Genomic DNA, 23,386 nt, shown 5'->3' with positions numbered 1-23,386 from the left:
CATGGAAAAAAATTCATTAATTACTTCCGTTACTCATACTAAAGTGGATGTCAGAACCGGAAGGCAAAAAACAAAGTGGGTTGAAATTCAGCTGGTCGATGAACGAAACGAGCCAGTAGCTAATATGCCGTGGATTGCTGAAAGCTCACATCCGGTTTCAGGTCGTGTAGATAATTTTACGTATTCTGGCCAAAGTGATGCACAAGGACTGATCCGTATCAATATGCCACATGGATTTGAGTTAAAACTCACATTAGACGGAAACATGCTGGCAGAAGAAATGGAAAAACGCTCCCTTCGGGTTGGTCGAAACCCGAAGAAGGATTCTGTGGTTCGCTCAAAAGCTGAAGAGAATGGCTATATTTGGCATTACGCCGTGATTGGTGAGCTTTGTCGCACTCTTCCTGATTTGCTGAGGAACGTCAGGAATTGGCCGCCGTTCCACTTCCCGCATGAAAAGCTAATGAAAGGAGCAATAATAAAATCACACCAGCTTCAACATCGCCATGTGATTGAAATATGCCCCTTCAGAGCCTGGGAACTGGTTCTGCATCATCAAAAAGACTATTCCATTGCCAATGGCATTAACCTTGGGGTGGCGGCAACGCTCGCTTATGCCGATGAGAATGTGCTGGATAAAGTATCAATTACACATTTTTTTATTAATCAATGTCGGGATCTTTCTCGTTTACCTACGCTTAATAAAGACGGTTTGTCATGGAATACGTTGGTACAGGATGTGCCTTTCAGCAAGCGTTATCATACACCGGTATTTATGGATACCTCCAAAGATACATCTAAAAAGGCATCAAATAAAATGCCCTCTGAGAAAGCTGCGCTAAAAGAAGAGAAGTCAGACGCAGAAAAAGCGGACGGTGATACACAGCTATTTTATGTATATAACGAAGATAAGGTCATTGTCGCCTGGCGCGGAACGGCCAGTATTTATGATGCTATAACTGACGTTTCTTTCCGCCCCATAAGCCCGGAGACCTGTCAGAAAGATAAAACGCAGTGTACCTCGTTGCTTCCTGTAGGTAAGGTGCATACAGGCTTTTGGAATGGTTACGGGCGGGTAGAAAGAAAATATAAAGAGCAGCTCGAAAATTTATATGATTTAATGACAGATTTAAAGCTATTTATCTGTGGTCATAGCTTAGGTGGAGCCTTAGCATTAATACATGCAGCAAAGTTAAGAACAAATAACCCTTTACTTTATACTTACGGCATGCCACGAACTTTTACTCGCGATGCCGTGGCACAGCTACCTGATATTACCCATTACCGTCATGTAAACGATAACGATCCCATTCCTGCCGTGCCGCCGGAAGCCAACCTGGATAACGAGTTATATAAGATTTGGGGGCCTTTAGGTGGACTTCTGGGTTTTGTCTGGTCTATAGGAGAACTGATGGCTTACCAGATGGTTTCCTGGGGGGACTGTTTCTGGCATCATGGTAACACGGTGGCATTTCTGACCGCGACCCAGAGCCGCGAGTGGAAGGAGTGTAAAGTGAGCCTGCCTACTCCCAATGGCTGTATCGCCATCAGAAACCGCCTTCCCGTTAAAGCCAAACTCTACCTGGTGCCAGCTCTGGCAGACGAGGAGATACAGCAGGCCGGTAAGGAACAGAAAGAATTTAAGGCATCATTAACAGAAGCCGATTTACAAAAGCTTTTTCCCAAAGGCCAAAACCATGACAGAGGGATTAACACTGGTATTACCAAACATTTTATGACTTCTTATATGCCCTATATTTACAACAAGTTATTGGAGCTTATTAAAAGCGAGAGCCTGGATGAGAAAACTAGCCTCAGCGAGCATCGTAACAATATTGATCTATTTAAGGAGCAGATGGTAAAAAACAAACAGGATATACCGGTAAAAGAATTTATCAGAAACGAAATTTTTCTTAGAGTTGAAGATTTATTGAATTCCTCACTATCTCCCACTTTATCAATGCCTTACGGTAAGGATACACTTTTAAGGTTTATGAAATATAGCGAAGAGGTAATAGAAAATGTTTAAAAAGAAAAAAGTAGTTTTGATTTTCATACCCATGTTTTTTGCCAGTGGCTGCAGCAGTTCTGTTAATAGAGAGCTATCGCCACCTGAGGACACTAGGTGGGTAAATGTTGAGATTAAAAACCCATTGCCTTATACTGCGCCCTTTCCACTTGAAGTAAGATATATTTCATATAAATGTAAGAAAAAAAGAATAAGCGGTTTTGATGGCTCAATCATAACCGAGCCCAGCTACAATGTTATTTCAGTTTCTTTGCAACAGCAAAGCGATGATATTTGGACAGGAAAGGTAGCGACGATCGGAGGCGGGACTTGTAAATGGTCATTGAGTGCAATCACGTTGGGCATCGAGTATATTGATGCAACTCACATCGAAAAAGATCTTGTGCCGGGAACTGCTGTAGGCGCAGAAATTGCTTTTGATAATGATGCCTCCAAAAATGGTCAGTTCAGGATTGTGGATGGTGATTTAAAAATCACTCCTAAATATTACCCTTACATAAGAGAGAGAAAAATATTAGAAAAGAAGAAATCCCTTTCTTTGTTTGGCAAGGAAAGTTTTATCCCATACAGAGCACTTAACCTTGAAAATATATATTTCCATCCTGAAATCGATGAAAGAAAAATCACCCGTCGTATAGAGCCAGAAAAAAAAATCGATGGCGTCTACTCGAAGATAATTTATCCCGATGGAAGCATTGCTCCTGAAAGAACTCTTTTCCCCGATTTTAACAAAGTCGAAAAGATGGAAGTGAAATAGCTGAAACTGCATTAATGTAATTATATTGACTGATCCTCAATGATGATTAGCCTGTATAAATAATTGATTTTTACCTCATGAACTTCTCACTCACTGAAAGGTATTAAAACTAATATGTTTAACAGGATAAATAGCATCTGCTTATCTTTATCAATGTTACTGATTAACGGATGCAGCAGTACTATCAATAAAATATCATCACCACCTGAGGACACTAAGTGGGTAAATGTTGAGGTTAAAAACCCATTGCCTTATACAGCGCCCTTCCCACTTGAAGTAAGATATATTTCATACAAATGCAAGAAAAAAAGAATAAGCGGCTTTGATGGCTCGGTTATAACCGAGCCCAGTTACAATGTTATTTCAGTTCCTTTGCAACAACAAAGTGATGATATCTGGAAAGTAAAGGTAGCGACGATCGGAGGCGGGACTTGTAAGTGGTCATTGAGTGCAATCACGTTGGGCATCGAGTATATTGATGCAACTCACATCGAAAAAGATCTTGTGCCGGGAACTGCTGTAGGCGCAGAAATTGCTTTTGATAATGATGCTTCGCGTAATGGGACATTTAATATTATTGTTGGAAACAGATTAACCTACTCACCTCAATATTATCCACTTATAAAGAGATGGAAAAATGAGAAAGAGCCAGGAATGGTCGATAAATTATATCTTTTTGGTAAAGAAAATGCATTTTGGAATGTTCATTTAGATATAAATAAAAATCAAGAAGCATGGATACTTTATCATCCTAAAATTAATGAAAGTAAAAAAGTTGAAATGATCTTTCCTAATGATAATAAAGAGGGTGCCACATATAATTTTCTGTATCCTAACGGTGAGAAAATACCCTCCAGGGAAATAAATCCCGATTTCAATAAATTGGAAAAGATAAAATGATTATAAATTATATTTATCCTATAATTATATATTTTTTTGCTTTAAGAATTAAGTATTACGGAGAAAAAGCAATGCTACTTACAATGCTTATAATATCAGGCTGTAGTAATAGCGTTAATAAAGAGTTGTTACCATCAAAGAACACTAAGTGGGTAAATATTGAGATTAAAAACACATCGCCTTATACGGCGCCTTTTCCTCTTGAAGTAAGATATATTTCATATAAATGTAAGAAAAAAAGAATAAGCGGGTTTGATGGCTCGGTTATAACCGAACCTAATTACAATGTAATTCAAATTCCCATGCAACAAAATGGAAATATATGGAAAGAAAAAATTGCAATAAACGGTGGCGGTTCATGTAACTGGTCTTTAAGTGCAGTCACGTTGGGTATTGAGTATATAGATGCAACTCATCTTGGCAAGGATCTTATCCCAGGAACAGCTGTAGGTGCGACAATTGCTTTTGATGATGATGCTTCACGGAATGGTCAGTTTGATATTTTAGCTGATAATAACCCTACTTTTTCACCAACGTATTACCCATTAATCAAAACCAATAAAATGATCCGTGAAAATGACTCATTAAGCATGTGGGGTGAGCAAGACTTTTTACAAAAGAAAATTAATATATTTAATAATTCCGTCAACATTAATTTCATCCCTGTGCTGGATGAGTCAAAAGTTGTGAGAATGATAGCGCCAACTCAATTTAAAATAGGAGCTTTCTATAAAATAATTTATCCCGATGGTACAATTGTGTCTGATGGTTCAACCCATCCTGATATCACAAAATTGGCGAAATAAATTATGAAACCCACATCAAAAGCTTGCCTGATTAGTATAGCCGGATTTCTTACTAGTGGCTGCAGTAGTACCGTTAACAAAGAGCTTTCACCACCAAAGGACACAAAGTGGGTAAATATTGAGATTAAAAACCCATCGCCTTATACAGTCCCTTTTCTCATGAAGTAAGATATGTTTATTATAAATGCTACAGAAGCTCTGCTGGATAATTAGCCTTTATAATAAATTACAGCGTTTTAGCTTCATTGTAAGTGAAAGTGACACTATTCTCGTTTAATGCTAGCACGGCTTCTTCCGTTAAGAATGACTGACTGCAATTTATTTTAATTAAACAAATGCAGCACCCATAGGTAAAATATTAATCTACGTGATCTTGCGAAAGAAAATATATTTTACTTAACCTATTACAATATTATCAGCTATAACTGTAAATAATACCTAACCAGTTAAGATGAAACCAAACATCATCTCATATTCAGAAGGATTCTTATGCTCAAAGGACTTGTTTTACTCGGTGATAAAACCACTCATGGCGGAAAAGTCATTTCCGCCTCATCAAATATTATTATAAATGGTAAAGAGGTGGCGTTAGTTGGTGACATGGTTAGCTGTCCGATAAAAGATCATGGTACTAACCCTATTATTGAAGGCGCATCACAGCGAACCTGCGGCGGACGTGCCGTAGTGGTAGATGGCTGTAAATGCCAGTGTGGTTGCCAGGTAATATCCAGCGCCCCTAACAGTACGATAGGTTAATTATGGGCTGGAAAAGAACCAGAATGCCAACCACAGAGCTGCCGCCTTCCCCATCTATGATGCGATGGCTTGTAAGCGGCGCATTTATAGCATTACTCAGCGTATTACTGTTTATCCTTCATGCTTCCGGTACGGTAAAAGAGCTTAACGCATTCAATATCTGGTGGCTTTCCCTGACGCCGTCCGGACTTTGGCTGCTTCTGCTTTGCCTGCGTGGCTGGTTATGGGAAAGAGAAGTTGATAAGTATGCGTTTCTGAAGAAAGAGGCAGATCGGGGCCAGAAGCAGTGGGAGGCCTGGGCAGAAAGATATCTTGTTATCCTCGCCAATGCTGTTTTGTTACCGGATGGGGTGACGGCAAGTGCGGTTCTGGATTCGTCTGTCGATGCACTCCCTTCCAGAAGAGCGCTAACAAGACGGCTGAAAGAAATTGGTAATCCGGTAAATTCCTTCCTGGCGAGTCTGCAGTCCTCTTTACAACAACTGCCGCGCGATCTGCCTTTAAGGGTAACGCTAATAACCGATTTACCTGGTGAAGAGCTGACGGAAGCCTTTTCCACAGCATGGTGCTCTCTGTTTCCGCAGCGAGATGTTCCGGACGATTTCAATATTGTCTCTGCCATGTCCATGAGCCAGCTTGAACAACGTCTACAGCAGCCGCTTCTGACGGTCGACCTGGTGCTGGTGCTGCAGTTGTGTGGTGGTGAAGCCTACTCTGACGAGCTGGCCGCGCTGCTGATGACCAGCGACGATGTGGCGCAAAAATATCGCCTGCCGCACTCTGCCCGGCTTTTACGCCCGATGCCGTTGGATAGGGATAAATTTGATGAAGATTTTACGCTGTTTCTTGAAACCCAGACGGCTGCCTGCCGCACCACTAGCGTCCTCGGCGACAGCGCTGGCTGGGAAGCGATAGCCGCGCCGCTGATAACTATCGGCAATGCGCATGGCGCCAGGTGGGAGCCTGCCGAACGTATGCATCTGGAAAAATGGTGCGGCATTCCGGGCCCCGCAGCGCCCTGGCTGCTGACCGCACTGGCGGCTGACCTGGTTACTCTGCAGAAAACCTCCCTTCTGATGTTGTTCTCTTCAGGGGAGGAACGCTTTATCAGTACCGTCACATCAGGAAGTGAAAATGAACACATCAGGTAGTTTATTTGGCCATTTGGGACGCGCCGGGATAGTACTTTTCTGCGTGGCCATGCTCTGGGGGCTGATTGTCCGTTACGGCGGTCTTATGGGAATTGAAACCCGCGGCGAGCAAGTTCTGACGCTGGTGGTTTCATGTCTGACCGTGCTGTTTTTCGTCTATCTGCCGGTCATAAAAAAATACGCTCAGGAGCTGAGCCATCGCCGCAGAGCACGCCAGGAAAGCGGCTTGCCTGATGATGAGTCCCGCCTGGCGCAAACGCCTCCTCATCACGTCACTGTCGACAGCATCCGCAAAACGCTCCACCAGCTCCACGGTCGCTTCTGGTACCGCAAAGTCCGCATTCTGCTGGTTACCGGCAGCGTCGATGACGTAGAGCGGCTGACGCCGAAGCTGGCGGAGCAGCTCTGGCAGGAGGATCAGGGAACCCTGCTGCTCTGGGGCGGCGATCCGGCGCAGCCGGAGGATCGGGCCTGGCTTTTGGCGCTGCGTCGTCTGCGCCATCGGCCGGCCGACGGGCTGGTTTGGGTGACCGGCGCGCTAAGCGAAGATCAATCCGCAACCCTGTCGGAAGACCGGCTGGATCTCCTTTACCAGGCCATCAGCGCGCGCTATGAGTGTCTCGGCTGGCGGCTGCCGCTGTACGTCTGGTCGCTGCAGGCTCCCGGCGAGCAAGCCGGACGCGTTACGCAACCGGTAGGCTGTCTGCTGCCGTCGGGATGTCGCCCGGACAGGCTGAACGCGCAGCTGCAGGCGCTGATCCCTGGCCTGGTCACACAGGGAGTACAGCAGATCTGCGCCGCGCCGGCCCACCATTTTCTGCTGTCGCTGGCCCACCGGCTCACGAATGATTTGGCAGGCATCGCCGGGCCGCTGGCCGCGTTGCTGAATCCCTGTCGTCCACTGCCGCTGGCAGGCGTGGCGTTCAGCCCGGCCACCGTCGACGGCGCCCGCAGCGTGAAACATCATTGGGGTATGGACAACCGCTGGCAGATCCTGCCGGATTCGGTTCAGGCCTTGCCCGCCGGATTGCGTCCGCGCAGGCCGGGATTTGGCTGGCGTCGCGGGATAGCGGTTATCGCCGCGGCGCTGATGCTCTTATGGGGAGCCGGCATGGTCGTCGCCTTCCTCGGCAACCGTCATATGCTGGCTGAGGCGCAGCAGCAGGTGCGGCAGGCTCAGGATACCAGCCAGCCCGTTAGCGAACGTCTGCTGGCGCTGGCAGAGCTGCAGAAAACCCTTGCTCGCCTGCAGTATCGCGAAGCGCACGGCACGCCCTGGTATCTACATGCCGGGATGGATCAGAATACCGGGCTGCTGGCCGCGCTGTTGCCTCGCTACGAAGAAAGCGCCCTGCCCCTGTTACGTGACGCGGCTGCCGCTTATCTTCAGCAGCAGCTGACGGCTTTTGTTCAGCTTCCGCCGGATAGCCCGCAGCGCGGCCAGATGGCGAAGACGGCCTATGATCAGCTCAGGCTCTATCTGATGCTGGCGCAGCCGCAGCGGATGGACGCGGCCTGGTTCAGCCGCACGCTGATGCAAAACTGGCCACAACGCGAAGGCGTTGAGGAAGGTATCTGGCGGGCAAAAGGGCCGACGCTGCTGGCGTTTTATGGCGCGCAATCCGTGGCCCGCCCGCAGTGGCAACTGACGGCCGATGACAATCTTATCAGCCAGAGCCGTACCCTGCTGGTTCGCCAGATGGGAATGCGCAACAGTGACGCCACGCTGTATCAGAAAGTGCTTTTGCAGGTGGCGCGCCAGTTTGCCGATATGCGTCTGGCAGAGATGACCGGCGACACCGACGCGGCCCGGCTGTTCACTACCGACCAGGTGGTGCCGGGTATGTTCACCCGCCAGGCCTGGGAAGAGGCCGTTGAGCCTGCGATTGAGCAAGTGGCGAAGAGCCGACGCGAAGAGATGGACTGGGTACTCACTGATGGCTCGCGATCGACGCAGCAGCAGGCTTCGCCAGAGGAGATTAAGCAGCGGCTGACGGAGCGTTATTTTGCGGATTTCGGCGGCGCCTGGCTCGCCTTTCTTAACAGCCTGCGCTGGCAAAAAGCGGAAACGCTCTCCGATGCCGTGGATCAGCTGACTCTGATGGCGGACGTGCGCCAGTCGCCGCTGGTCGCGCTGATGAACACCCTGAATATTCAGGGACGCACCGGCCGGACAAAGGTAGCGGTAGCGGACGCGCTGGTGAAATCGGCGAAGAACCTGCTTGCCGGCGATAAACAACCGGCGATCGATCAGAGCGCTGTCGCGCACGGGCCGCTGGACGCAACTTTTGGGCCGGTGCTGGCGCTGATGGATAATCAGGCCGGCGGCAGCGAAGCGTTGAACCTGCAAACCTTTCTGACCCGCGTAACCCAGGTTCGCCTGCGCTTACAGCAGGTCACGAACTCGGCCGATCCGCAGGCCATGACCCGCACGCTGGCGCAGACCGTTTTTCAGGGCAAAACCGTGGATCTGACCGCGACGCGGGACTACGGCAGCCTGCTGGCGGCGGGTCTTGGTCAGGAGTGGAGCGGCTTCGGCCAGACTCTGTTTATCCGTCCGATGGAGCAGGCCTGGCAGCAGGTGCTGAACCCGGCGGCGGAGAGTTTAAACGCCCAGTGGCGCGCCGCGATAGTGGAGGACTGGAACAGCGCCTTCGCCGGTCGCTATCCGTTTAAAAACGTCAGCAGCGATGCTTCGCTGCCGCTGCTGGCAAAATACCTCAACGCCGAATCCGGACGCATCACGCGCTTTCTGCAGGCCAACCTGAGCGGCGTGCTGCGCCGGGAAGGCAGCCGCTGGATGCCGGACAGCATCAACGCCCAGGGACTGACGTTCAGCCCGGCGTTTCTGGAGGCCATCAACACGCTGAGTCAGATAGCCGACGTGGCCTTTACCAACGGCGAAGCGGCCCTGCATTTCGATCTGCGTGCTGGCACGGCGGCAGGCGTGATGCAGACAGATTTGACCGTCGACGGCCAGAAGCTGACTTACGTTAATCAGATGCCGGTCTGGAAGCGCTTCCGCTGGCCTGCGGATACGGAAGCGCCTGGCGCCAGCTTAAGCTGGATAAGCACTCAGGCCGGCACCCGGCAGTATGCGGATCTGCCGGGCAGCTGGGGGTTAATCCGCCTGCTGGACAAGGCGCGACGTGAAGCTTATCCGGGCATACCCAGCAGCTGGCGCCTGAGCTGGCAAGCGCAGGATGGCCGGATGCTTAACTACGTATTGCGCACCGAAGCTGGCGAAGGCCCGTTAGCGCTGCTCAGGCTGCGTAACTTCACCCTGCCGGGCGCTATTTTCAGCGTGGACGCAATTGCGCTGCCGACAAGCGATAACAACGAATTGATGCATATTGACAACACCACGGAAGGAGCTGACTAATGGCCACTATCCATTCCCTGCTCAGCGCCTGTCAGGCCGCAGAAGAAGAACTAACTGAACAAACGCAAGCACGCATCGCCCTGTGGGACAACTGGCTCGCGCCGCTTGCGCCGGACAACCCGACCGGGGAAGATCCCGGCTACGACGATGATTTCCAGCAGATGCGTGAAGAGGTCAATAAACTTTCCGGCGCCAATACGGATCTCGTCTGCCAGCTTGCGGAAAAACTGCTGACTACTACGGCGAAAGATATCCGCGTCGCCACTTACTATATCTGGGCCAGGCTGCACCGGGATGGCGAAAGCGGTCTGGCGGACGGGCTGGAGCTGCTGGCCGGATTACTGCGTCGTTTTGCTTCCGGGCTGCATCCGCAGCGCGATCGCAGCCGAAAAGCGGCCATAGAGTGGCTCTGCAGCAGCCGCATCCTCGACAGCCTCTCGCTTTATCCGGAGGTGGTGAAAAAGGATACTCTGCGCATTGCCGGCGCGCTGTGGCTCACAGAGCAAACTTTTGCCGACGACGCGAACCGTCCGATGCTGGGCGCCCTTTATCAGGCGCTGGAAAATCGGCTGATGAAAGCCGGTGGTGTCGATGCGGTTGTGCCGCAGAACGTGGCGGACGCGCCTGTTTCCGCGGCTGGCGACAGCGCTCCCCTGCTCTCCGGCATCACCTCAGGTCAGGATCTGCTGACCCAGGCGCGCATCCTGGCGAAATATCTGCGCAACCAGCCTGATGGCTGGCTCTCCGGTCATCACCTGATGAAAAGCATCCGCCACGACACGCTGCACCAGCTGCCGCCGCTCTCTGCCGATGGCAGAACCCGCATCGAGCCGCCAAAACCGGATCAGCGCGCGCTGCTGAAAAGGCTGTGGCTGCAGCAGAGCTGGCTGGAGCTGCTGGAGCAAAGCGACGGCATGTTTACCCGAGGCGCCAATCATCTGTGGCTGGATCTGCAGTGGTATATCCACCAGGCGCTGCTGAAATCGGGTCAGGACGCTGTCGCGGCCATTATTCAAAACGATCTGAAAGGCCTGCTTAGCCGTCTTTCCGGCCTGGAGACGCTGGCTTTTAACGACGGCACGCCGTTCGCCGATGAGGTGACGCTGAACTGGATACGCCAGCAGGTTCTGGATGATGGCGAACGCTGGCCGGAAGAGACTCCCGTTGCGGCAGCGGAAGCCTCCGGGGTGAACGACATCCTGACGCTGGAGCCGGAAGCCCTGCAGATGGCGGACAGCGAGGGAACGGATGCGGCGCTCGCCTGGCTGCAAAGCCGTCCGGGCATTCACTCTGCGCGCGGTCGCTGGCTGCTGCGTCTGCTGATGGCCCGCGTAGCCGAACAAACGGGGAAAAATGAACTGGCGCTCCATCTGCTCGCGGAGCTGGACGTCCACGCGGCCGCGCTGACTCTGCCGCAGTGGGAACCGGATCTGCTGTTTGAGGTAAAAGCCCGCCGTCTGAAACTGCTGCGCATGAAGGCCGGACGTAGCGAGAGCGACAAAGCGCGCCTGCAGCCCGAAATGGAACAGCTGCTGGCCGGGCTGGTGGCGGTCGATCCCGCCAGAGCGGCGGTATTATGCAGCTAAAGCAAAACTAAAAGATAATCAATGGAGTGATCGAAGTGATAAAAACCAAATTAATAGCTGTTTGTTTTTGCTCGTTACTGCTTTCCGGCTGTACGGCGCTACTGTGGAACGGTAATGAGGTGACAACCTCATACACTGAAAGAAAGCTACAGTTTCAGGATAAAGTCACCGCTATTTACCAGTATAAAAATCTCGCGGCCTCGGTAATTCAGGAAAAGAAAAAAGTTCCGCTGCATATACCGGCAGAAGGCGTGGCCTTTGTAGGAGAAAAGAACATTTATATTCTGACCAGAGGCACAGATGAACTTCTGGCGCTGAATAAAATAGCGGCGCGCATTCCTTTAATTTCGGACAGTAAAGAACATACTTTGCAATTCGACCTGACAGGTTCTTCAAAAAACAAAGCCTTGCTCTATTTCAGAGAAATTTTAACTATAGCGGTAAACCAGCCAACAAATAAAATGTCCAAAGAAGAAAGCGATATTATCAGCCAGGCTGGATTTACTATACATGAAGGAGAGTACTTTAAAAACGTTGAAGTTGGCGGCATTATCATTCCTAAAGCACAGCTAAATTATTCCTTTAACGAAACTGAATCGCTGGAAAGACAATACAATATCGAGTTCTACTCGAAGAAGAGAGCCACCGATTTTCATCCGGGAAATCTTGCCACTAATATTGTGTTAACTCCGCTGGCACTGGCAAGCGATATTATATTTTTCCCCATTTCATACAGTGTCTTACAGCTTGTCGGGTTCCACAATTAATTCACAGGTGTTATATGGATGATTTAACGCTGCGTTATTTTGACGCCGAGATGCGCTATCTGCGCGAAGCCGGAAAGGAATTCGCGCAAACCCATCCCGACCGGGCGGCGATGCTTGACCTCGACAAGGCCGGTACGCCCGATCCCTATGTGGAGCGTCTGTTTGAAGGCTTTGCCTTTTCTGTGGGTCGTCTGCGGCAGAAAATCGACGACGATCTGCCGGAGCTGACCGAAAGCCTGGTGAGTATGCTCTGGCCCCACTATTTGCGCACTATTCCCTCGCTGTCGATAGTGGCCCTGACGCCGCAGCTGTCGGCGATGAAAATAAGCGAAACGGTGCCTGCCGGGCTGGAGATCGCCTCCCGGCCCATAGGGCCGAAAAATACCGTCTGCCGCTACCGCACTACCCGCGCCATGCCGCTCAACCCAATGGCGATCGAACAGGTCACCATGACCACGGAACCAGATGGTCGTTCGCTGCTGCGGATGCGCTTTGCCTGCAGCCCGCAGGCGGACTGGTCTCAGGCCGATCTCAGTCGCCTTAGCCTTTATCTGGCCGCAGAAGCGCCGGTCAGCAGCACCCTGCATCTGATGATGACGAAACGCCAGGCGGCGATCTATCTGCGCCTGCCGGGAGCGAGCGAGCGCATACGCCTTGACGGCTGGTTTTCGCCCGGCGGCTTTACGGAAGAGGATCGCCTGTGGCCCAAAGGCGAAAGCGCCTTCAGCGGCTATCAGCTGCTGCTGGAGTATTTCACCTTCCGCGAAAAATTTATGTTCGTACATCTTAACGGGCTGGAGAATGTCACTCTGCCTGCGGGCATCGCGAGTTTCGATATTGAAGTCGTCTTCAACCAGCTTTGGCCCGCCGATCTGCCGGTGACCAGCGACGCCCTGCGCCTACACTGCGTGCCGGTAATCAACCTGTTTACGCTTGAAGCCGACCCGCTGACCATCAGCGGCCTGGAGAGCGAATATCTGCTGCGGCCAAAGCGCCTGCAGGACGGCCACACGGAAATTTATTCCGTGGATGCGGTAACAGGCTCCGCACGTACTGGCAACGCCGAGTATGTTCCCTTTACCAGCTTCCGCCATCGCGGCGGGATGCTGCGTCGGGACGCGCCGGAGCGCTACTACCATACTCGCGTCAAGCGCGGCGTCACGGGGATGCATGACACCTGGCTGATTCTGGGCGGTCAGCAGTGGGAAGCGGACAAAATAACAGAGCGGGAAACGGTTTCGCTGCGCATTACCGGCACCAACGGACAGCTTCCGCGTCGCGCGCTGCAGAGCGCGCTACTGGACCGCTGCGAGCAGACGCTGCAAACAAAAGTCAGCGTGCGCAACCTCTGCAAACCGACTTTACCGGTCTATCCACCGGCGGAAGATCGCTTCCACTGGCGAGTGATGAGCCATCTCGGCACCGGCTTTCTCAATATGATGAGCAGCGCGGAAGTGCTGCGCGGCACGCTGGCGCTCTACAACTGGCAGGAGGACGAGCTGAACAACCGTCGCCTTGACGCCATTCAGGCAGTGCAGCACCACCGCATCCAGCGCTTCGAAAACGGTTTTCTGCTGCGGGGCCTGGACATTGAGGTGACGATTGACCGCAACGGTTTTACCGGCGAAGGCGACATTCATCTCTTTGGCGAGATGCTTAACCGCTTGCTGGCCCTCTACGCCGATATGAACCAGTTTAACCAGCTCACGCTGATCGTTCAGCCAGAAGGAAAATGCATCCGGTGGAAAGAGAACCACAGTCCGCGCCTGCCCGGCTGATAGCGCAGCTTCAGGACTATCTCCCCTACAGCAGTTTTTACCGCTTCGGCCTGCTGCTGGAGCGAAGCCAGCCGGAGGCGCCGGTGATCGGCAGCGGCTGGCAGGTACGTCAGGAAGCCGTGCGCTTCCGGCCGCATCCGGGAATGGGCTTTCCGGCCAGCGAAATCAAAGGCGCGGAAGCGCCAGAGCACCCGCATCTTCCGCCGACGGTGCGCGTGACTTTTATGGGACTTTACGGCGTCGAGTCCCCTCTGCCAACCCACTATATCGATGACATCGTGCAGCGGCGAGAAGGCTATGAAGCCACGACGGATTTCCTCGATATCTTCAACCATCGCCTTATCGCCCAGTACTACCGCATCTGGCGCAAATACTCCTGGCCGGCCACTTTTGCGGCTGGCGGCCAGGACAACACCTCGCAATACCTGCTGGGGCTGGCCGGGCTTGGCATTCCGGGATGCGCGCAGAATATCGCCACGCCGGTGTCGCGCTTCCTGGCTCTGCTGCCGGCGATGCTGCTGCCGGGCCGTACGGCGGAAGGCCTGATCTCGCTGGTCACGCTGCTGGCGCCCGCGACTCGCGCCAGCGTCTGGCATCACGATCCGCAGCGCATTCCGCTGAAGGCGCCGGCGGCCATGCGCGTAAACCAGCCGATTAGCCTGAGAGGCCGTCCGGTGATGGGGAATTACGCCACCGACGTCAATGGACAGGTGCTGCTGCAGCTCTCAACCGAAGATGCCGGGGAAGCTTTGGGCTGGCTGCCGGGCGGTCAGCTACACACCGACCTGCTGGCGCTGCTGCACGTCTACCTCGGCAGTCGCCTGGATGTTCGCCTGCAGCTGCGCGTGGATCGCGCTTTACTGCCGGACGCGCGGCTCAACTGCCGTCCGGCGGCGGAGAGTCCGCAGCTGGGACGCACGGCGGTGCTGAGGCCGCTGGCAACAAAGACTGCGCCGCAGTACCGAAAACTCACCATTAGCCTGGGCCGCTATCAGCGGGTTCAGGAAAATCGTAAACGAAAGGAGATCGACGAAGATGGCGATTATCGTTGGTAGGGCCGCCTCTGGCCTGATGGCCGTAGCGCTTGCGCTGTCGCTGACAGGCTGCGGCCTGACGCAAAAAGTCACCGACGGCACGGTGGCCGTCACAAAATCCATTTTTTACCGGCAGGTAAAAACTCTGCACCTGGATATCCGCGCGCGTGAGGCGGTCAACAGCAATGACGGCGGCGTTCCGCTTTCCACCGTGATACGCATTTACCAGTTGAAAGATCGGAAGGCATTTGACAGCACGGACTATCCGTCGCTGTTCGCCAGCGACAGCCAGGCGCTGAAGGCGGACGCGGTGGCGCAAAAAGATGTGCGGCTGCAGCCCGGCGGCGCTGTAACGGTAGATATGCCGATGGATGAAAAAGCGCAGTATGTGGCCGTAGCCGCGATGTTTATCGCGCCGGATCAGACCAACCAGAGCTGGCGGGTAGTGCTGCATCGGGACGAGCTCGATCCCGACAGGCCTCGCATTATTGAAGCTGGCGATAATCGGCTGACGCTGCAGCCTCGGGAGGCCAGGTAATATGCCGCGCCCTTCCCTTTATGACATTCTCTACGGCAATGTCGCCGGCGGTCTGGATCTGCATCTTGTCAGTGAGGAAGAGCAGGTGATTCTGTCGGTGCTCGATAATATGCAGCGCATTCTCAACTGCCGGGCCGGCTCGCTGGCCCATCTGCCCGATTATGGCATGCCCGATATGACGAAAATTTTGCAGGGTATGCCCGGCACCGCCCATCAGCTGCTGGCCACGCTGTCGGCGGTGCTGCTGAAGTATGAGCCGCGACTAAAAAGCCTTACCGTGACGCTGCTTGAACAGACGCAGCCCGGCGAGCTGCGCTACGCCATCGATGCCGAGCTGAAAGGCGTGGGTCTGGTACGTTATGGCACCGAATTTATGCCGGAAGGCCGCGTCCTGCTGCGTCATCTGAAACAGCAACAGTATCTGGATGCGCGGACGCCGCTGTAAGCCGTCTTTGTCTCTCTTTTTCGGAGTTCCCTATGACCTCTCTCTCTGAAGACCGCCTGCGCACAGGCGGCGATCCGCGCACCTGTGCCGGTTACACGGCCCTGCGCGATGAGCTGAATAAACTGACCCATCCGGCAAGGCCCGACGTGAACTGGGCCTATGCCGAAACGCTTTGTCTGGATCTGTTCGACCATAACGGGGTTGATTTACAGACCGCCGCCTGGTATACGCTGGCACGTGCGCAGCTCGCGACTCTCAGCGGTATGAATGAAGGTCTGGCTATTCTGGAACGACTGATTACCCGGCAGTGGAGCAATCTGTGGCCGGAGGCAACCCACGTCCGGATAAAGATCCTGAGCGCGCTTTTCCGCCGTTTGCAGCAGCTTTTGCGTATGCAGACGCTGAGCTACACCGACTTAAGCGCGCTGATTCAGGCTGAAAAGCGGCTTGCCGCCATCGGCGATACGCTGCAGCGCCTGAAGCTGAAACAGCAGACCGGGCTGGATGCGCTGGCTCAGCAGCTTCGCCATGCCATCGTTCGTCTGGAAAACGTTGTTGACGAGCATGGCGACGACCTCCCGCTGGTGGTTTTGCCCGTCGCCACGACCGCGCCTGCGGAGAACATCAGCGACAGCACCGCGCGGCCGGAACCTGCCAGTACCGACTTAGCCCAGCCGCCACGGCGCTACTGGCGCCCTTTTGTAGCGGGAATGTTCACCATGCTGGTGGTCGGCAGCCTGGTTCAGTGGGGAGCCAGCCATATAATGGATAAACCGGAGCGACAGGCGCTAATGACCAGCGTCGCGCCGCTTCCCGCGCCGTTGCCGATAGCCACGCTTGAGCAACTGCAAAAAAGCGGCAGAAATGACGGCAAGAAATGGTTAGCGCAGGCGCAAGCGCAGCTGGATAGCCTGTCCCGGCTGTCGCCGGTCTGGCCCCTGAACTACGGCAGCCTGCTCGTGCGCCAGGCGCAGCATCTCTGGCCTGAGCGACCGGAAACCGACGCGCTGGCCAGCCGCTGGCAACAGCAGCTGAACGCTATTGCCGCGCCGACGGCGAGCCTGGAGAACTGGCAACAGGGTATGGCGCTACTGCAGTCGCTGGCAAACCGGCTCGATGGTCTGGATGAAAAGAGAGGAAAATATATGACGGTCAGCGAGCTGAAATCGCAGGTCTTCGCCATCACTCAGGCGTTTAATCAGACGGTTCCCGCCGAGGAGCTGCTGCGCCAGCTGGCCGCTCAGCCAGCCAGCGATCCTGCGCCGGCCGCGCTGCGCGCGCAAACGGAACTGCATCTGAAACAGCTGCTGGCGCGCTATGCCCTGCTGAACCCGCCGCAGGATAGCCGGGACGTTATGCCATAACGACAAGAAACAGCCGCCGGTATTATGAGGCGCCGACCTGCAGCTGCCACAGCTCGCCCAGCCGGTAATCCCAAATCCTGGGCGAAAAACGGATTTTTCCCCGCTCTGGCGTAAAAGTGATTTCACTGAACCAGATATTTTCGCTGCTGATAAAGAAGTCTACCCGGCAGTAATCGATCCCCTCAGCGAGTTTTTCCGCCAGATCCAGCAGCCTGGAATACAAAACGGGTCGGGGAATAGCGCGCGGGTTATTGGGTTGGCTCATGGTAAAGGGCTGCAGGCGCCAGTTTTCATCATAAATATTGGTAAGCTTATGGCCTGCGCTGTCCGTAAAATCCGCTTCAATAATTCTGGCTTTATGATGAAAACAGTGAACGCGATAAAGCTCCGGCGTAATATTCATATCGGCTTCAGCAAAGAGATCGATATAGGCTTCGGCGATAATCAGCGGCGTAATATTTTTATAGTGCCATTCACGAGAAACATAATAGAAATTCCGCTTCAGGCAATAATCCAGCTGCCGATTATATTTCGCTATCGCTTGCGGATCTTTGGCAAGGATAATCTGACAGCTACCGCTGTCGTGATTGCACTTGAGCACAAACCTTTCCGGCAGCGCCGCGTAGTCGATCTCCGCCGTTCGTTGCCAGACGCCCAGCAAAGGGATCAGATGATCCTCGCCAATCCGCCTTGCCACATAGTCGCGCACGCGATACTTATCAGCCAGCTGCGTAAAAAGATCGTCACGGGCGTAGAGCATACGGTGGATGATTTTTTCATTCAGCGATTCCGGCTGGCGAAAAATAGCTGCGCTACAGTGCTTTTTGCAGTACGCCTTCAACAAATAGCGCTCATCCTTTTGCAAATATTGACGAAGAACTTTCCCCTGATGCTCAATCTTCTTTAAAAAATGCACTATTCCGTCCCTTCTCAACAACCCGCACCGTCGACGTAAAAACCCGCGCCAGAGTAGTTGTTTCCTTTCAGGGTAAAAATAAACAGGCGTTAAACGCTGGAAATAAAAAAACGCTGTTACCTTTCAGCAACAGCGCATTGATAAAATAAGCCAGCCGTATTAATTATTCTTTAATTTCCATCGCCGCTTTCATGGTGTAAAAGAGATCGGTTTGATCGGTCAGCCCTACCACATTGGCGGCATGAGGCCCATAGGCGGCAATGCGCAGCTGGGTGCCGGTATGGCCCTGAGATTCCTCTTCCGAGTTGCCATAGCTGATGGTCATCAGGCCGCCCTCTTTGGTCTCCAGCTTCTGCGTCAGGCCGGGCGCCTTGCTGTCGTTGGCGATAATCTGGCTGGAATGGGCATGATCGGCCGTGACGATTACCAGCGTATTGCCATCTTTGCGGGCGAATGCCAGCGCTTGCTGCACCGCTTCATCCAGATCGACCGTTTCGCCAATCTGGCCGCATGGGTTTGCCGCGTGATCCTGCTTATCGATCGAGGCGCCTTCCACCTGCAGGAAGAAACCGTTCTGATTTTTGCTCAGCAGCTGAATAGCCTTATCGGTCATCTGCGCCAGCGTCGGCGTGGAGGCCGGGCGCTCGCTATTTACCTCGCAGCTGACCGTCTTGCCTTCGAGGTTGCCGTGTAAGGTGGCCTTCGGCCCTTTCCAGCGCACCGGCATATTGCCATCGGCGAAGAGTCCCAGCACCGGCTTGTCCTGCGAAGCTTCCGTAAGGGCGTTCATGCCGTCGAGGTTATTGACCAGCTGATAGCCGCGCAGCTTCGCCTGCTCGTTCAGGGTTTTTCCCTGCCAGTCGCCTGCCTTAGCGGTTTCATTAAAGGTTTTGCCGCCGCCGCCAAAAGTGACGTCGACGCGGGCGTTCAGAAGCTGTTCCGCGATAGAGCCTTTGCCGCCTTTTTCCAGCGCGTTGCCCGCGCAGACTTCAGTGGTTTTTTCCGGGCCGTAGCATTTACGCGAGGTTACATGCGCAATCTGCGCGGCAGGCGTGGCGTCTTCCAGTTCAGCGGTAGAGACGTTGCCGGTCGCTTTACCTGCCGCCTTCGCCATTTCCATGATGGTTTGATGATCCTTGCCGTTTACGTCCACGCCGATCGCGCCGTTGTAAGATTTGACGCCGGTGCTCCAGGCCGTCGCGGAAGCGGCGGAATCGGTCACGTAGTCGGGCTTATGGGTCTTTTTGTCCAGCGCGTAGTGCGTATACTGGCCGGTCAGCGGCAGCGCGTCGATACCTTTAAAGAAGCCGCCTGCGCCTTCGGCATAGTTGCGTGCGGCGGTGATTTCCGAATCGCCCATGCCGTCGCCGATCAGCAGAATCACGTTTTTCGCCTTATTGTTGCTCAGCGAAGCCTTTAACGCCTCGGTCTGATCCTCGCTCAGGCGACGAGCGCCGCCGGGCTGAGTAATATCGCCCTGCGCGGCGCGATTATAGTCGGCGGCCTGCGCGCAAAGCGCGGAGGTTAACAGCGTGGCGGCAAGCGAAAGCGTAAACAGGCTTTTTTTCATCAGACGACTCCATAAGAAAACGTTGCTAAAAATTTCAGGAGCTTAGTCTGCGACACAACCGTGACGCTTTTGTGTCAGCAAGATGGCAGCTTGATGACCTGACTGGTGTTCTACCTGCGCCCTGTACACCGCTTAACCTGCCAGAATAAAAAGAAAAAAATCTTCTTGACCCTCAGGGCCAGACTCCCTATAGTAGCGCCCCGTCGCCCGAGAGGGTGACGGAAGTTTACAATATGGTGAGGTGTCCGAGTGGCTGAAGGAGCACGCCTGGAAAGTGTGTATACGGCAACGTATCAAGGGTTCGAATCCCTTCCTCACCGCCATATTTCAAGAGAAAGCCTGAACTCACGTTCAGGCTTTTTTTTATGCATATTCCCCACGAGGAAGGGTGAGAAGCCTTGACCAGGGTTCGACAACCGGCTTTAGCCACCTGGACAGGCCGGACGCTCGCGGACGGACTGCCCGCAGGGCGAGCGCAGCGAGTCAATCCCTTCCTCACCGCCATATTTCAAGAGAAAGCCTGAGCGAAAGTTCAGGCTTTTTTTTATGCATATTCCCCACGAGGAAGGGTGAGAAGCCTTGACCAGGGTTCGACAAAACGGCCAGCCAGGCCGTTTTGCACAGCAAACTGCTGCCCGTCAGGGTGAGGCTCAGCGAGCCTCATGTTATCCCTTCCTCACCGCCATATTTCAAGAGAAAGCCTGAACTCACGTTCAGGCTTTTTTTGCCAGTCCCTCAACAAACAAGCAGTCGGCGCTTTACGCCACTCTGAATACAGCGATAGTGCGGTTAAGCTGCACCGCCTGATCTTCCAGCGAGGCAGCCGCAGCGGCGGCTTCCTGCACCAGCGAGGCGTTCTGCTGCGTGACCTCATCCATCTGGCTGACCGCGATGCTGACATGTTCAATGCCGTTAACCTGCTCGTCTGAAGCGGTAAAAATTTCCGACATAATTTGGGAAACATTGCTGACGGAAGTGACAATATCCTCCATCGTTTTCCCGGCGTTCGCCACCAGCTCGCTGCCTTCCGTGATACGCAGGCTGGAAGTTTCAATCAGCGCTTTAATTTCTTTCGCCGCCGTCGCGCTTCGCTGCGCCAGCGCCCTGACTTCGGATGCGACCACGGCGAACCCTCGTCCCTGCTCGCCAGCGCGCGCGGCTTCCACCGCGGCGTTCAGGGCCAGAATATTGGTTTGAAAAGCGATGCTTTCAATCGTGCTGATAATTTCGCCCACGCTTTTCGAGCTGTCATGAATAGCCGACATCGTCGTCACCACCTGCCCTACCACCTTGCCGCCCTGCGTGGCCACGCGAGAAGCGTCTGCGGCCAGATCGCTGGCGTGTCGCGCGTTAGCGGTATTCTGCCGTACCGTAGCGGTAAGCTGTTCCATACTGGCAGAGGTTTCTTCCAGCGAAGCCGCCTGCTGTTCGGTGCGGCTGGAAAGATCGGTGTTGCCCGCAGAAACCTCTTTCGCCGCCGTATCGATCGAAGCGGCGGCGCTCTGAATGCCGGAAACCAGGTTGATCAGCTGCGTTTGCATCAGAGCAAAGTTGGCAATCAGCACGCCGGTTTCATCTTTCGAACTTGCCGTCAGCACGGTGGTTAAATCCCCTGCCGCTATTGATTTGGCCGCGTTAACCGCCTGCTTTAACGGCCCGGTGATAGCGCGTGATAACAGATAGCCAAGCGTTGACGCAATGCCCAGTCCTAATAAAGCGCCCAAAATCAGCGTCAGTTTGGTTTGCGTCTCGGTAGCGTCAACGGTCTGTTGGCGCTTCATTAACAGTCCCTGCTCTTCCGCCGCTACCTCATCAATCAGTTTGCGCATACCATCCATTTGCGCTTTGCCGGTGTTGCTTTCAAAAGCGGCGAGGAAAGCTTCATAAGGCAGCGTGCCGGCATTCAAAGCCTGACGATTTGTCATTAGCGGTGTCGCAAACGAGGATTCCCATGCCTGCTCCTGACTGAGCAGCGTCTCCAGCCTGGTTTGCTGCCGCTCGTTATCTGCGGTCAGGGATTTTATTTTCTGAATATGTTGAGAAAAGGATTTTTGCCCTGCCGTCCAGGGCGCCAGCATCTCCTCTTTACCGTTAAGCGCGTAGCCCCGCAGCCCTGTTTCCATATTCACCAGGCTTTGCGTCAGCGAGCGACTCTCATCAATCACGCGCCAGGTATGCACGTTCCAGTTATTGGAATCGATAATGCGCGAGAAATTAATGAAAAAGGCGATGCAAAGCAGCACAAGCAGAGCCGCAATGGCACCAAAAGCCGCAATAAATTTTTTACTAACCGACAGGTTTTTCAACATCTGTTTTGCGCCTCTTAAAGGATAAAATGCAAAAAACATTAACTTTACGGTTGTAGTTAATCGGCGCACGCGTCACAACCTTTAGTAAAGCTAACGTTATTATTTTTAAGCCAGTCAAAACATTCAGATAAATGAATGAATTATTGTAAAAATAAAAGGCGCACAGGAGAGGTAACGCGGAAAAAGAATAAAGTAGTTTACTTTACAAAAGGTTAACTGGCGGGAGGGGTTATTAGGCTTAGTAGAACTACTTAAAATTTACCTATGATTTATTAAGATCAGCTGAAACAGACGCGCAAAATATTGCTCTGTCTTGTTTTTCTCCGGCCTCGGTTTCCGGCGTCGGCTGTTTGCCGGCTTCGCCTCATCCGTCTACCCGATCTGTGTGGCAGAGGCAGCCTGCCTTAGCTGTGTGCTTTACCAACGGGTGTGGCGCCGCGCGGGCCGGTGCGCCAGCCCGGACGGGCAGGAAGTTCGGGATAAGGTAGCCTGCTTCTCGGTTGTGCCGGGCAATAAAAAGGCAGCCGATTCGCTCGCGGATTTTAATTTACCTGCTGCTGTCGGTCGCCAGAAAAGACGTCTTAAAAACAAAGAGCCGCAATAAAGAACCTGGCTCTTTGTTAATAAGCAAAACATTCAATAACAGAGCCTTTTTATTTCAGACGGATTAATAACCCATCCTGTCGCTTACGCGAATAGTATGAAATAAACAGGATCGTTTCGCTTTAATTTGCGGCGCTATCTGTGGTATTTTTGCCAGCAGTACCGCTCAGGCCAGACAGGAAAGTCAGGTGCGCCTGCGCAATACTCAGGCCAAACGCCTTGAAAACCAGGCCAGGATTAGAAGAGGTGGAGATTTCAGTGGTAGTGCTCTCCAGCGCAGTGGAGACTGAACTCAAAGCCTTTGAAACGCCTGCAGTAAAGTGGCTCCACGATCCCGCTCCGTTAATAGCATTAACTTCGTTATGATTTAATTCACGCATTGTTTGTTTCCTTTCAGTGTTAATTCTTCCGATATAGTCGTGCCGTAATCAGGCACCAGAGGAATATAGATCACAATGAAATTAAAAGACATGGAAATATTCACGCGCGGGCATCTTTAGTCAAAAACTGAAATATTGCTCTGAAAAATAAATGGACGTCAATAAAGAATAGAGAGGTTATGTTTAATCAGGATATTTCGCGATCGCCGGCTGTACAAAATTTAAAAACGCTGTCAACCCGCTGCCCGTTAAATAGCCCGGATAATGAAGCGACTTTGCGTCTGACGTGGCAATAAAGTCGGCAGTCATTTTCCG

Annotated in this window: 18 protein-coding genes, 1 tRNA gene and 1 other RNA gene; 16 read left to right on the top strand and 4 right to left on the bottom strand. The window is 52.9% G+C overall.

Annotated features, from left to right (window positions below):
• Window position 1: 1 nt before the first annotated feature.
• The 14 genes from MKZ79_RS02370 (at window position 2) to MKZ79_RS02305 (ending at window position 17,293) form a co-directional block, all read left to right on the top strand.
• Window positions 2-2,029: a lipase family protein gene (locus tag MKZ79_RS02370; protein ID WP_336139877.1), complete on the top strand. Its 2,028-nt coding sequence runs from the start codon at window positions 2-4 to the stop codon at window positions 2,027-2,029.
• Window positions 2,022-2,786, top strand: a complete 765-nt coding sequence (locus tag MKZ79_RS02365) for a hypothetical protein (protein WP_336139875.1) — start codon at window positions 2,022-2,024, stop codon at window positions 2,784-2,786. Before MKZ79_RS02370 ends, MKZ79_RS02365 begins: the two co-directional genes overlap by 8 nt.
• A gap of 114 nt (window positions 2,787-2,900) precedes the next feature.
• Window positions 2,901-3,686 (top strand): hypothetical protein, encoded by a 786-nt coding sequence (locus tag MKZ79_RS02360; protein ID WP_336139873.1) that lies wholly within the window; start codon window positions 2,901-2,903, stop codon window positions 3,684-3,686.
• The gene (locus MKZ79_RS02355) at window positions 3,683-4,492 is read left to right on the top strand and encodes a hypothetical protein (protein ID WP_336139871.1); all 810 of its coding nucleotides are present in this window, start codon (window positions 3,683-3,685) and stop codon (window positions 4,490-4,492) included. Before MKZ79_RS02360 ends, MKZ79_RS02355 begins: the two co-directional genes overlap by 4 nt.
• A 489-nt stretch (window positions 4,493-4,981) precedes the next feature.
• Window positions 4,982-5,248, top strand: coding sequence for a PAAR domain-containing protein (locus tag MKZ79_RS02350; protein WP_336139869.1), 267 nt, complete (start codon window positions 4,982-4,984; stop codon window positions 5,246-5,248).
• A 2-nt stretch (window positions 5,249-5,250) separates the two neighbouring features.
• Window positions 5,251-6,399, top strand: a complete 1,149-nt coding sequence (locus MKZ79_RS02345; protein ID WP_336139867.1) for a type VI secretion protein — start codon at window positions 5,251-5,253, stop codon at window positions 6,397-6,399.
• Window positions 6,383-9,781, top strand: a complete 3,399-nt coding sequence (locus MKZ79_RS02340; RefSeq protein ID WP_336139861.1) for an ImcF-related family protein — start codon at window positions 6,383-6,385, stop codon at window positions 9,779-9,781. Before MKZ79_RS02345 ends, MKZ79_RS02340 begins: the two co-directional genes overlap by 17 nt.
• Window positions 9,781-11,367: a type VI secretion system protein TssA gene (gene tssA / locus MKZ79_RS02335; RefSeq protein ID WP_336139859.1), complete on the top strand. Its 1,587-nt coding sequence runs from the start codon at window positions 9,781-9,783 to the stop codon at window positions 11,365-11,367. The genes MKZ79_RS02340 and tssA overlap by 1 nt, the downstream gene beginning before the upstream one ends.
• Before the next feature lie 35 nt (window positions 11,368-11,402).
• Window positions 11,403-12,134, top strand: coding sequence for a hypothetical protein (locus tag MKZ79_RS02330; RefSeq protein WP_336139858.1), 732 nt, complete (start codon window positions 11,403-11,405; stop codon window positions 12,132-12,134).
• Window positions 12,135-12,148: 14 nt separating this feature from the next.
• Window positions 12,149-13,912, top strand: a complete 1,764-nt coding sequence (tssF, locus tag MKZ79_RS02325; RefSeq protein ID WP_336139857.1) for a type VI secretion system baseplate subunit TssF — start codon at window positions 12,149-12,151, stop codon at window positions 13,910-13,912.
• Window positions 13,867-14,967, top strand: a complete 1,101-nt coding sequence (gene tssG / locus MKZ79_RS02320) for a type VI secretion system baseplate subunit TssG (protein WP_336139855.1) — start codon at window positions 13,867-13,869, stop codon at window positions 14,965-14,967. Before tssF ends, tssG begins: the two co-directional genes overlap by 46 nt.
• On the top strand, window positions 14,948-15,484 hold the full coding sequence (gene tssJ, locus MKZ79_RS02315; RefSeq protein ID WP_442897117.1) for a type VI secretion system lipoprotein TssJ: 537 nt from the start codon (window positions 14,948-14,950) through the stop codon (window positions 15,482-15,484). Before tssG ends, tssJ begins: the two co-directional genes overlap by 20 nt.
• 1 nt (window position 15,485) lies before the next feature.
• Entirely contained in the window at window positions 15,486-15,929 is a 444-nt protein-coding gene (tssE, locus tag MKZ79_RS02310; RefSeq protein ID WP_336139853.1) for a type VI secretion system baseplate subunit TssE, read from the top strand.
• Between the two features lie 32 nt (window positions 15,930-15,961).
• Window positions 15,962-17,293 (top strand): VasL domain-containing protein, encoded by a 1,332-nt coding sequence (locus MKZ79_RS02305; RefSeq protein WP_336139851.1) that lies wholly within the window; start codon window positions 15,962-15,964, stop codon window positions 17,291-17,293.
• Between the two features lie 22 nt (window positions 17,294-17,315).
• Here MKZ79_RS02305 and MKZ79_RS02300 read toward each other — a convergent pair whose 3' ends face one another.
• Window positions 17,316-18,209, bottom strand: a complete 894-nt coding sequence (locus tag MKZ79_RS02300; protein ID WP_336139849.1) for an ATP-grasp fold amidoligase family protein — start codon at window positions 18,207-18,209, stop codon at window positions 17,316-17,318.
• Window positions 18,210-18,372: 163 nt separating this feature from the next.
• Complete coding sequence (gene phoA / locus MKZ79_RS02295; RefSeq protein ID WP_336139847.1) at window positions 18,373-19,779, bottom strand: alkaline phosphatase; 1,407 nt, start codon at window positions 19,777-19,779, stop codon at window positions 18,373-18,375.
• A 235-nt stretch (window positions 19,780-20,014) separates the two neighbouring features.
• On the opposite strand from phoA, the gene MKZ79_RS02290 reads away from it, so the two are divergent.
• Both MKZ79_RS02290 and MKZ79_RS02285 read left to right on the top strand, forming a co-directional pair.
• Window positions 20,015-20,102: transfer RNA gene (locus MKZ79_RS02290), tRNA-Ser, on the top strand.
• A 45-nt stretch (window positions 20,103-20,147) separates the two neighbouring features.
• A non-coding RNA gene (locus tag MKZ79_RS02285) (RtT sRNA) lies at window positions 20,148-20,283 on the top strand.
• Window positions 20,284-20,537: 254 nt separating this feature from the next.
• Here MKZ79_RS02285 and MKZ79_RS02280 read toward each other — a convergent pair.
• Together MKZ79_RS02280 and MKZ79_RS02275 are read right to left on the bottom strand one after the other, a co-directional pair.
• Window positions 20,538-22,088 (bottom strand): methyl-accepting chemotaxis protein, encoded by a 1,551-nt coding sequence (locus tag MKZ79_RS02280; protein ID WP_336139843.1) that lies wholly within the window; start codon window positions 22,086-22,088, stop codon window positions 20,538-20,540.
• Between the two features lie 725 nt (window positions 22,089-22,813).
• On the bottom strand, window positions 22,814-23,071 hold the full coding sequence (locus MKZ79_RS02275; protein WP_336139842.1) for a hypothetical protein: 258 nt from the start codon (window positions 23,069-23,071) through the stop codon (window positions 22,814-22,816).
• Between the last annotated feature and the right edge of the window lie 315 nt (window positions 23,072-23,386).

Source organism: Erwinia sp. CGal63 (assembly GCF_037026505.1).
GTDB lineage: Bacteria > Pseudomonadota > Gammaproteobacteria > Enterobacterales > Enterobacteriaceae > Erwinia.
Note: the sequence above shows the minus strand (reverse complement) of the source record. Positions and strands in the feature narration are given on the sequence as shown.

Coding starts and splice junctions, on each gene's coding strand:
- MKZ79_RS02370 (WP_336139877.1), top strand. CDS start 2: ATGGAAAAAAATTCATTAATTACTTCCGTTACTCATACTAAAGTGGAT.
- MKZ79_RS02365 (WP_336139875.1), top strand. CDS start 2,022: ATGTTTAAAAAGAAAAAAGTAGTTTTGATTTTCATACCCATGTTTTTT.
- MKZ79_RS02360 (WP_336139873.1), top strand. CDS start 2,901: ATGTTTAACAGGATAAATAGCATCTGCTTATCTTTATCAATGTTACTG.
- MKZ79_RS02355 (WP_336139871.1), top strand. CDS start 3,683: ATGATTATAAATTATATTTATCCTATAATTATATATTTTTTTGCTTTA.
- MKZ79_RS02350 (WP_336139869.1), top strand. CDS start 4,982: ATGCTCAAAGGACTTGTTTTACTCGGTGATAAAACCACTCATGGCGGA.
- MKZ79_RS02345 (WP_336139867.1), top strand. CDS start 5,251: ATGGGCTGGAAAAGAACCAGAATGCCAACCACAGAGCTGCCGCCTTCC.
- MKZ79_RS02340 (WP_336139861.1), top strand. CDS start 6,383: ATGAACACATCAGGTAGTTTATTTGGCCATTTGGGACGCGCCGGGATA.
- tssA (WP_336139859.1), top strand. CDS start 9,781: ATGGCCACTATCCATTCCCTGCTCAGCGCCTGTCAGGCCGCAGAAGAA.
- tssF (WP_336139857.1), top strand. CDS start 12,149: ATGGATGATTTAACGCTGCGTTATTTTGACGCCGAGATGCGCTATCTG.
- tssG (WP_336139855.1), top strand. CDS start 13,867: ATGCATCCGGTGGAAAGAGAACCACAGTCCGCGCCTGCCCGGCTGATA.
- tssJ (WP_442897117.1), top strand. CDS start 14,948: ATGGCGATTATCGTTGGTAGGGCCGCCTCTGGCCTGATGGCCGTAGCG.
- tssE (WP_336139853.1), top strand. CDS start 15,486: ATGCCGCGCCCTTCCCTTTATGACATTCTCTACGGCAATGTCGCCGGC.
- MKZ79_RS02305 (WP_336139851.1), top strand. CDS start 15,962: ATGACCTCTCTCTCTGAAGACCGCCTGCGCACAGGCGGCGATCCGCGC.
- phoA (WP_336139847.1), bottom strand. CDS start 19,779: ATGAAAAAAAGCCTGTTTACGCTTTCGCTTGCCGCCACGCTGTTAACC.
- MKZ79_RS02280 (WP_336139843.1), bottom strand. CDS start 22,088: ATGTTGAAAAACCTGTCGGTTAGTAAAAAATTTATTGCGGCTTTTGGT.
- MKZ79_RS02275 (WP_336139842.1), bottom strand. CDS start 23,071: ATGCGTGAATTAAATCATAACGAAGTTAATGCTATTAACGGAGCGGGA.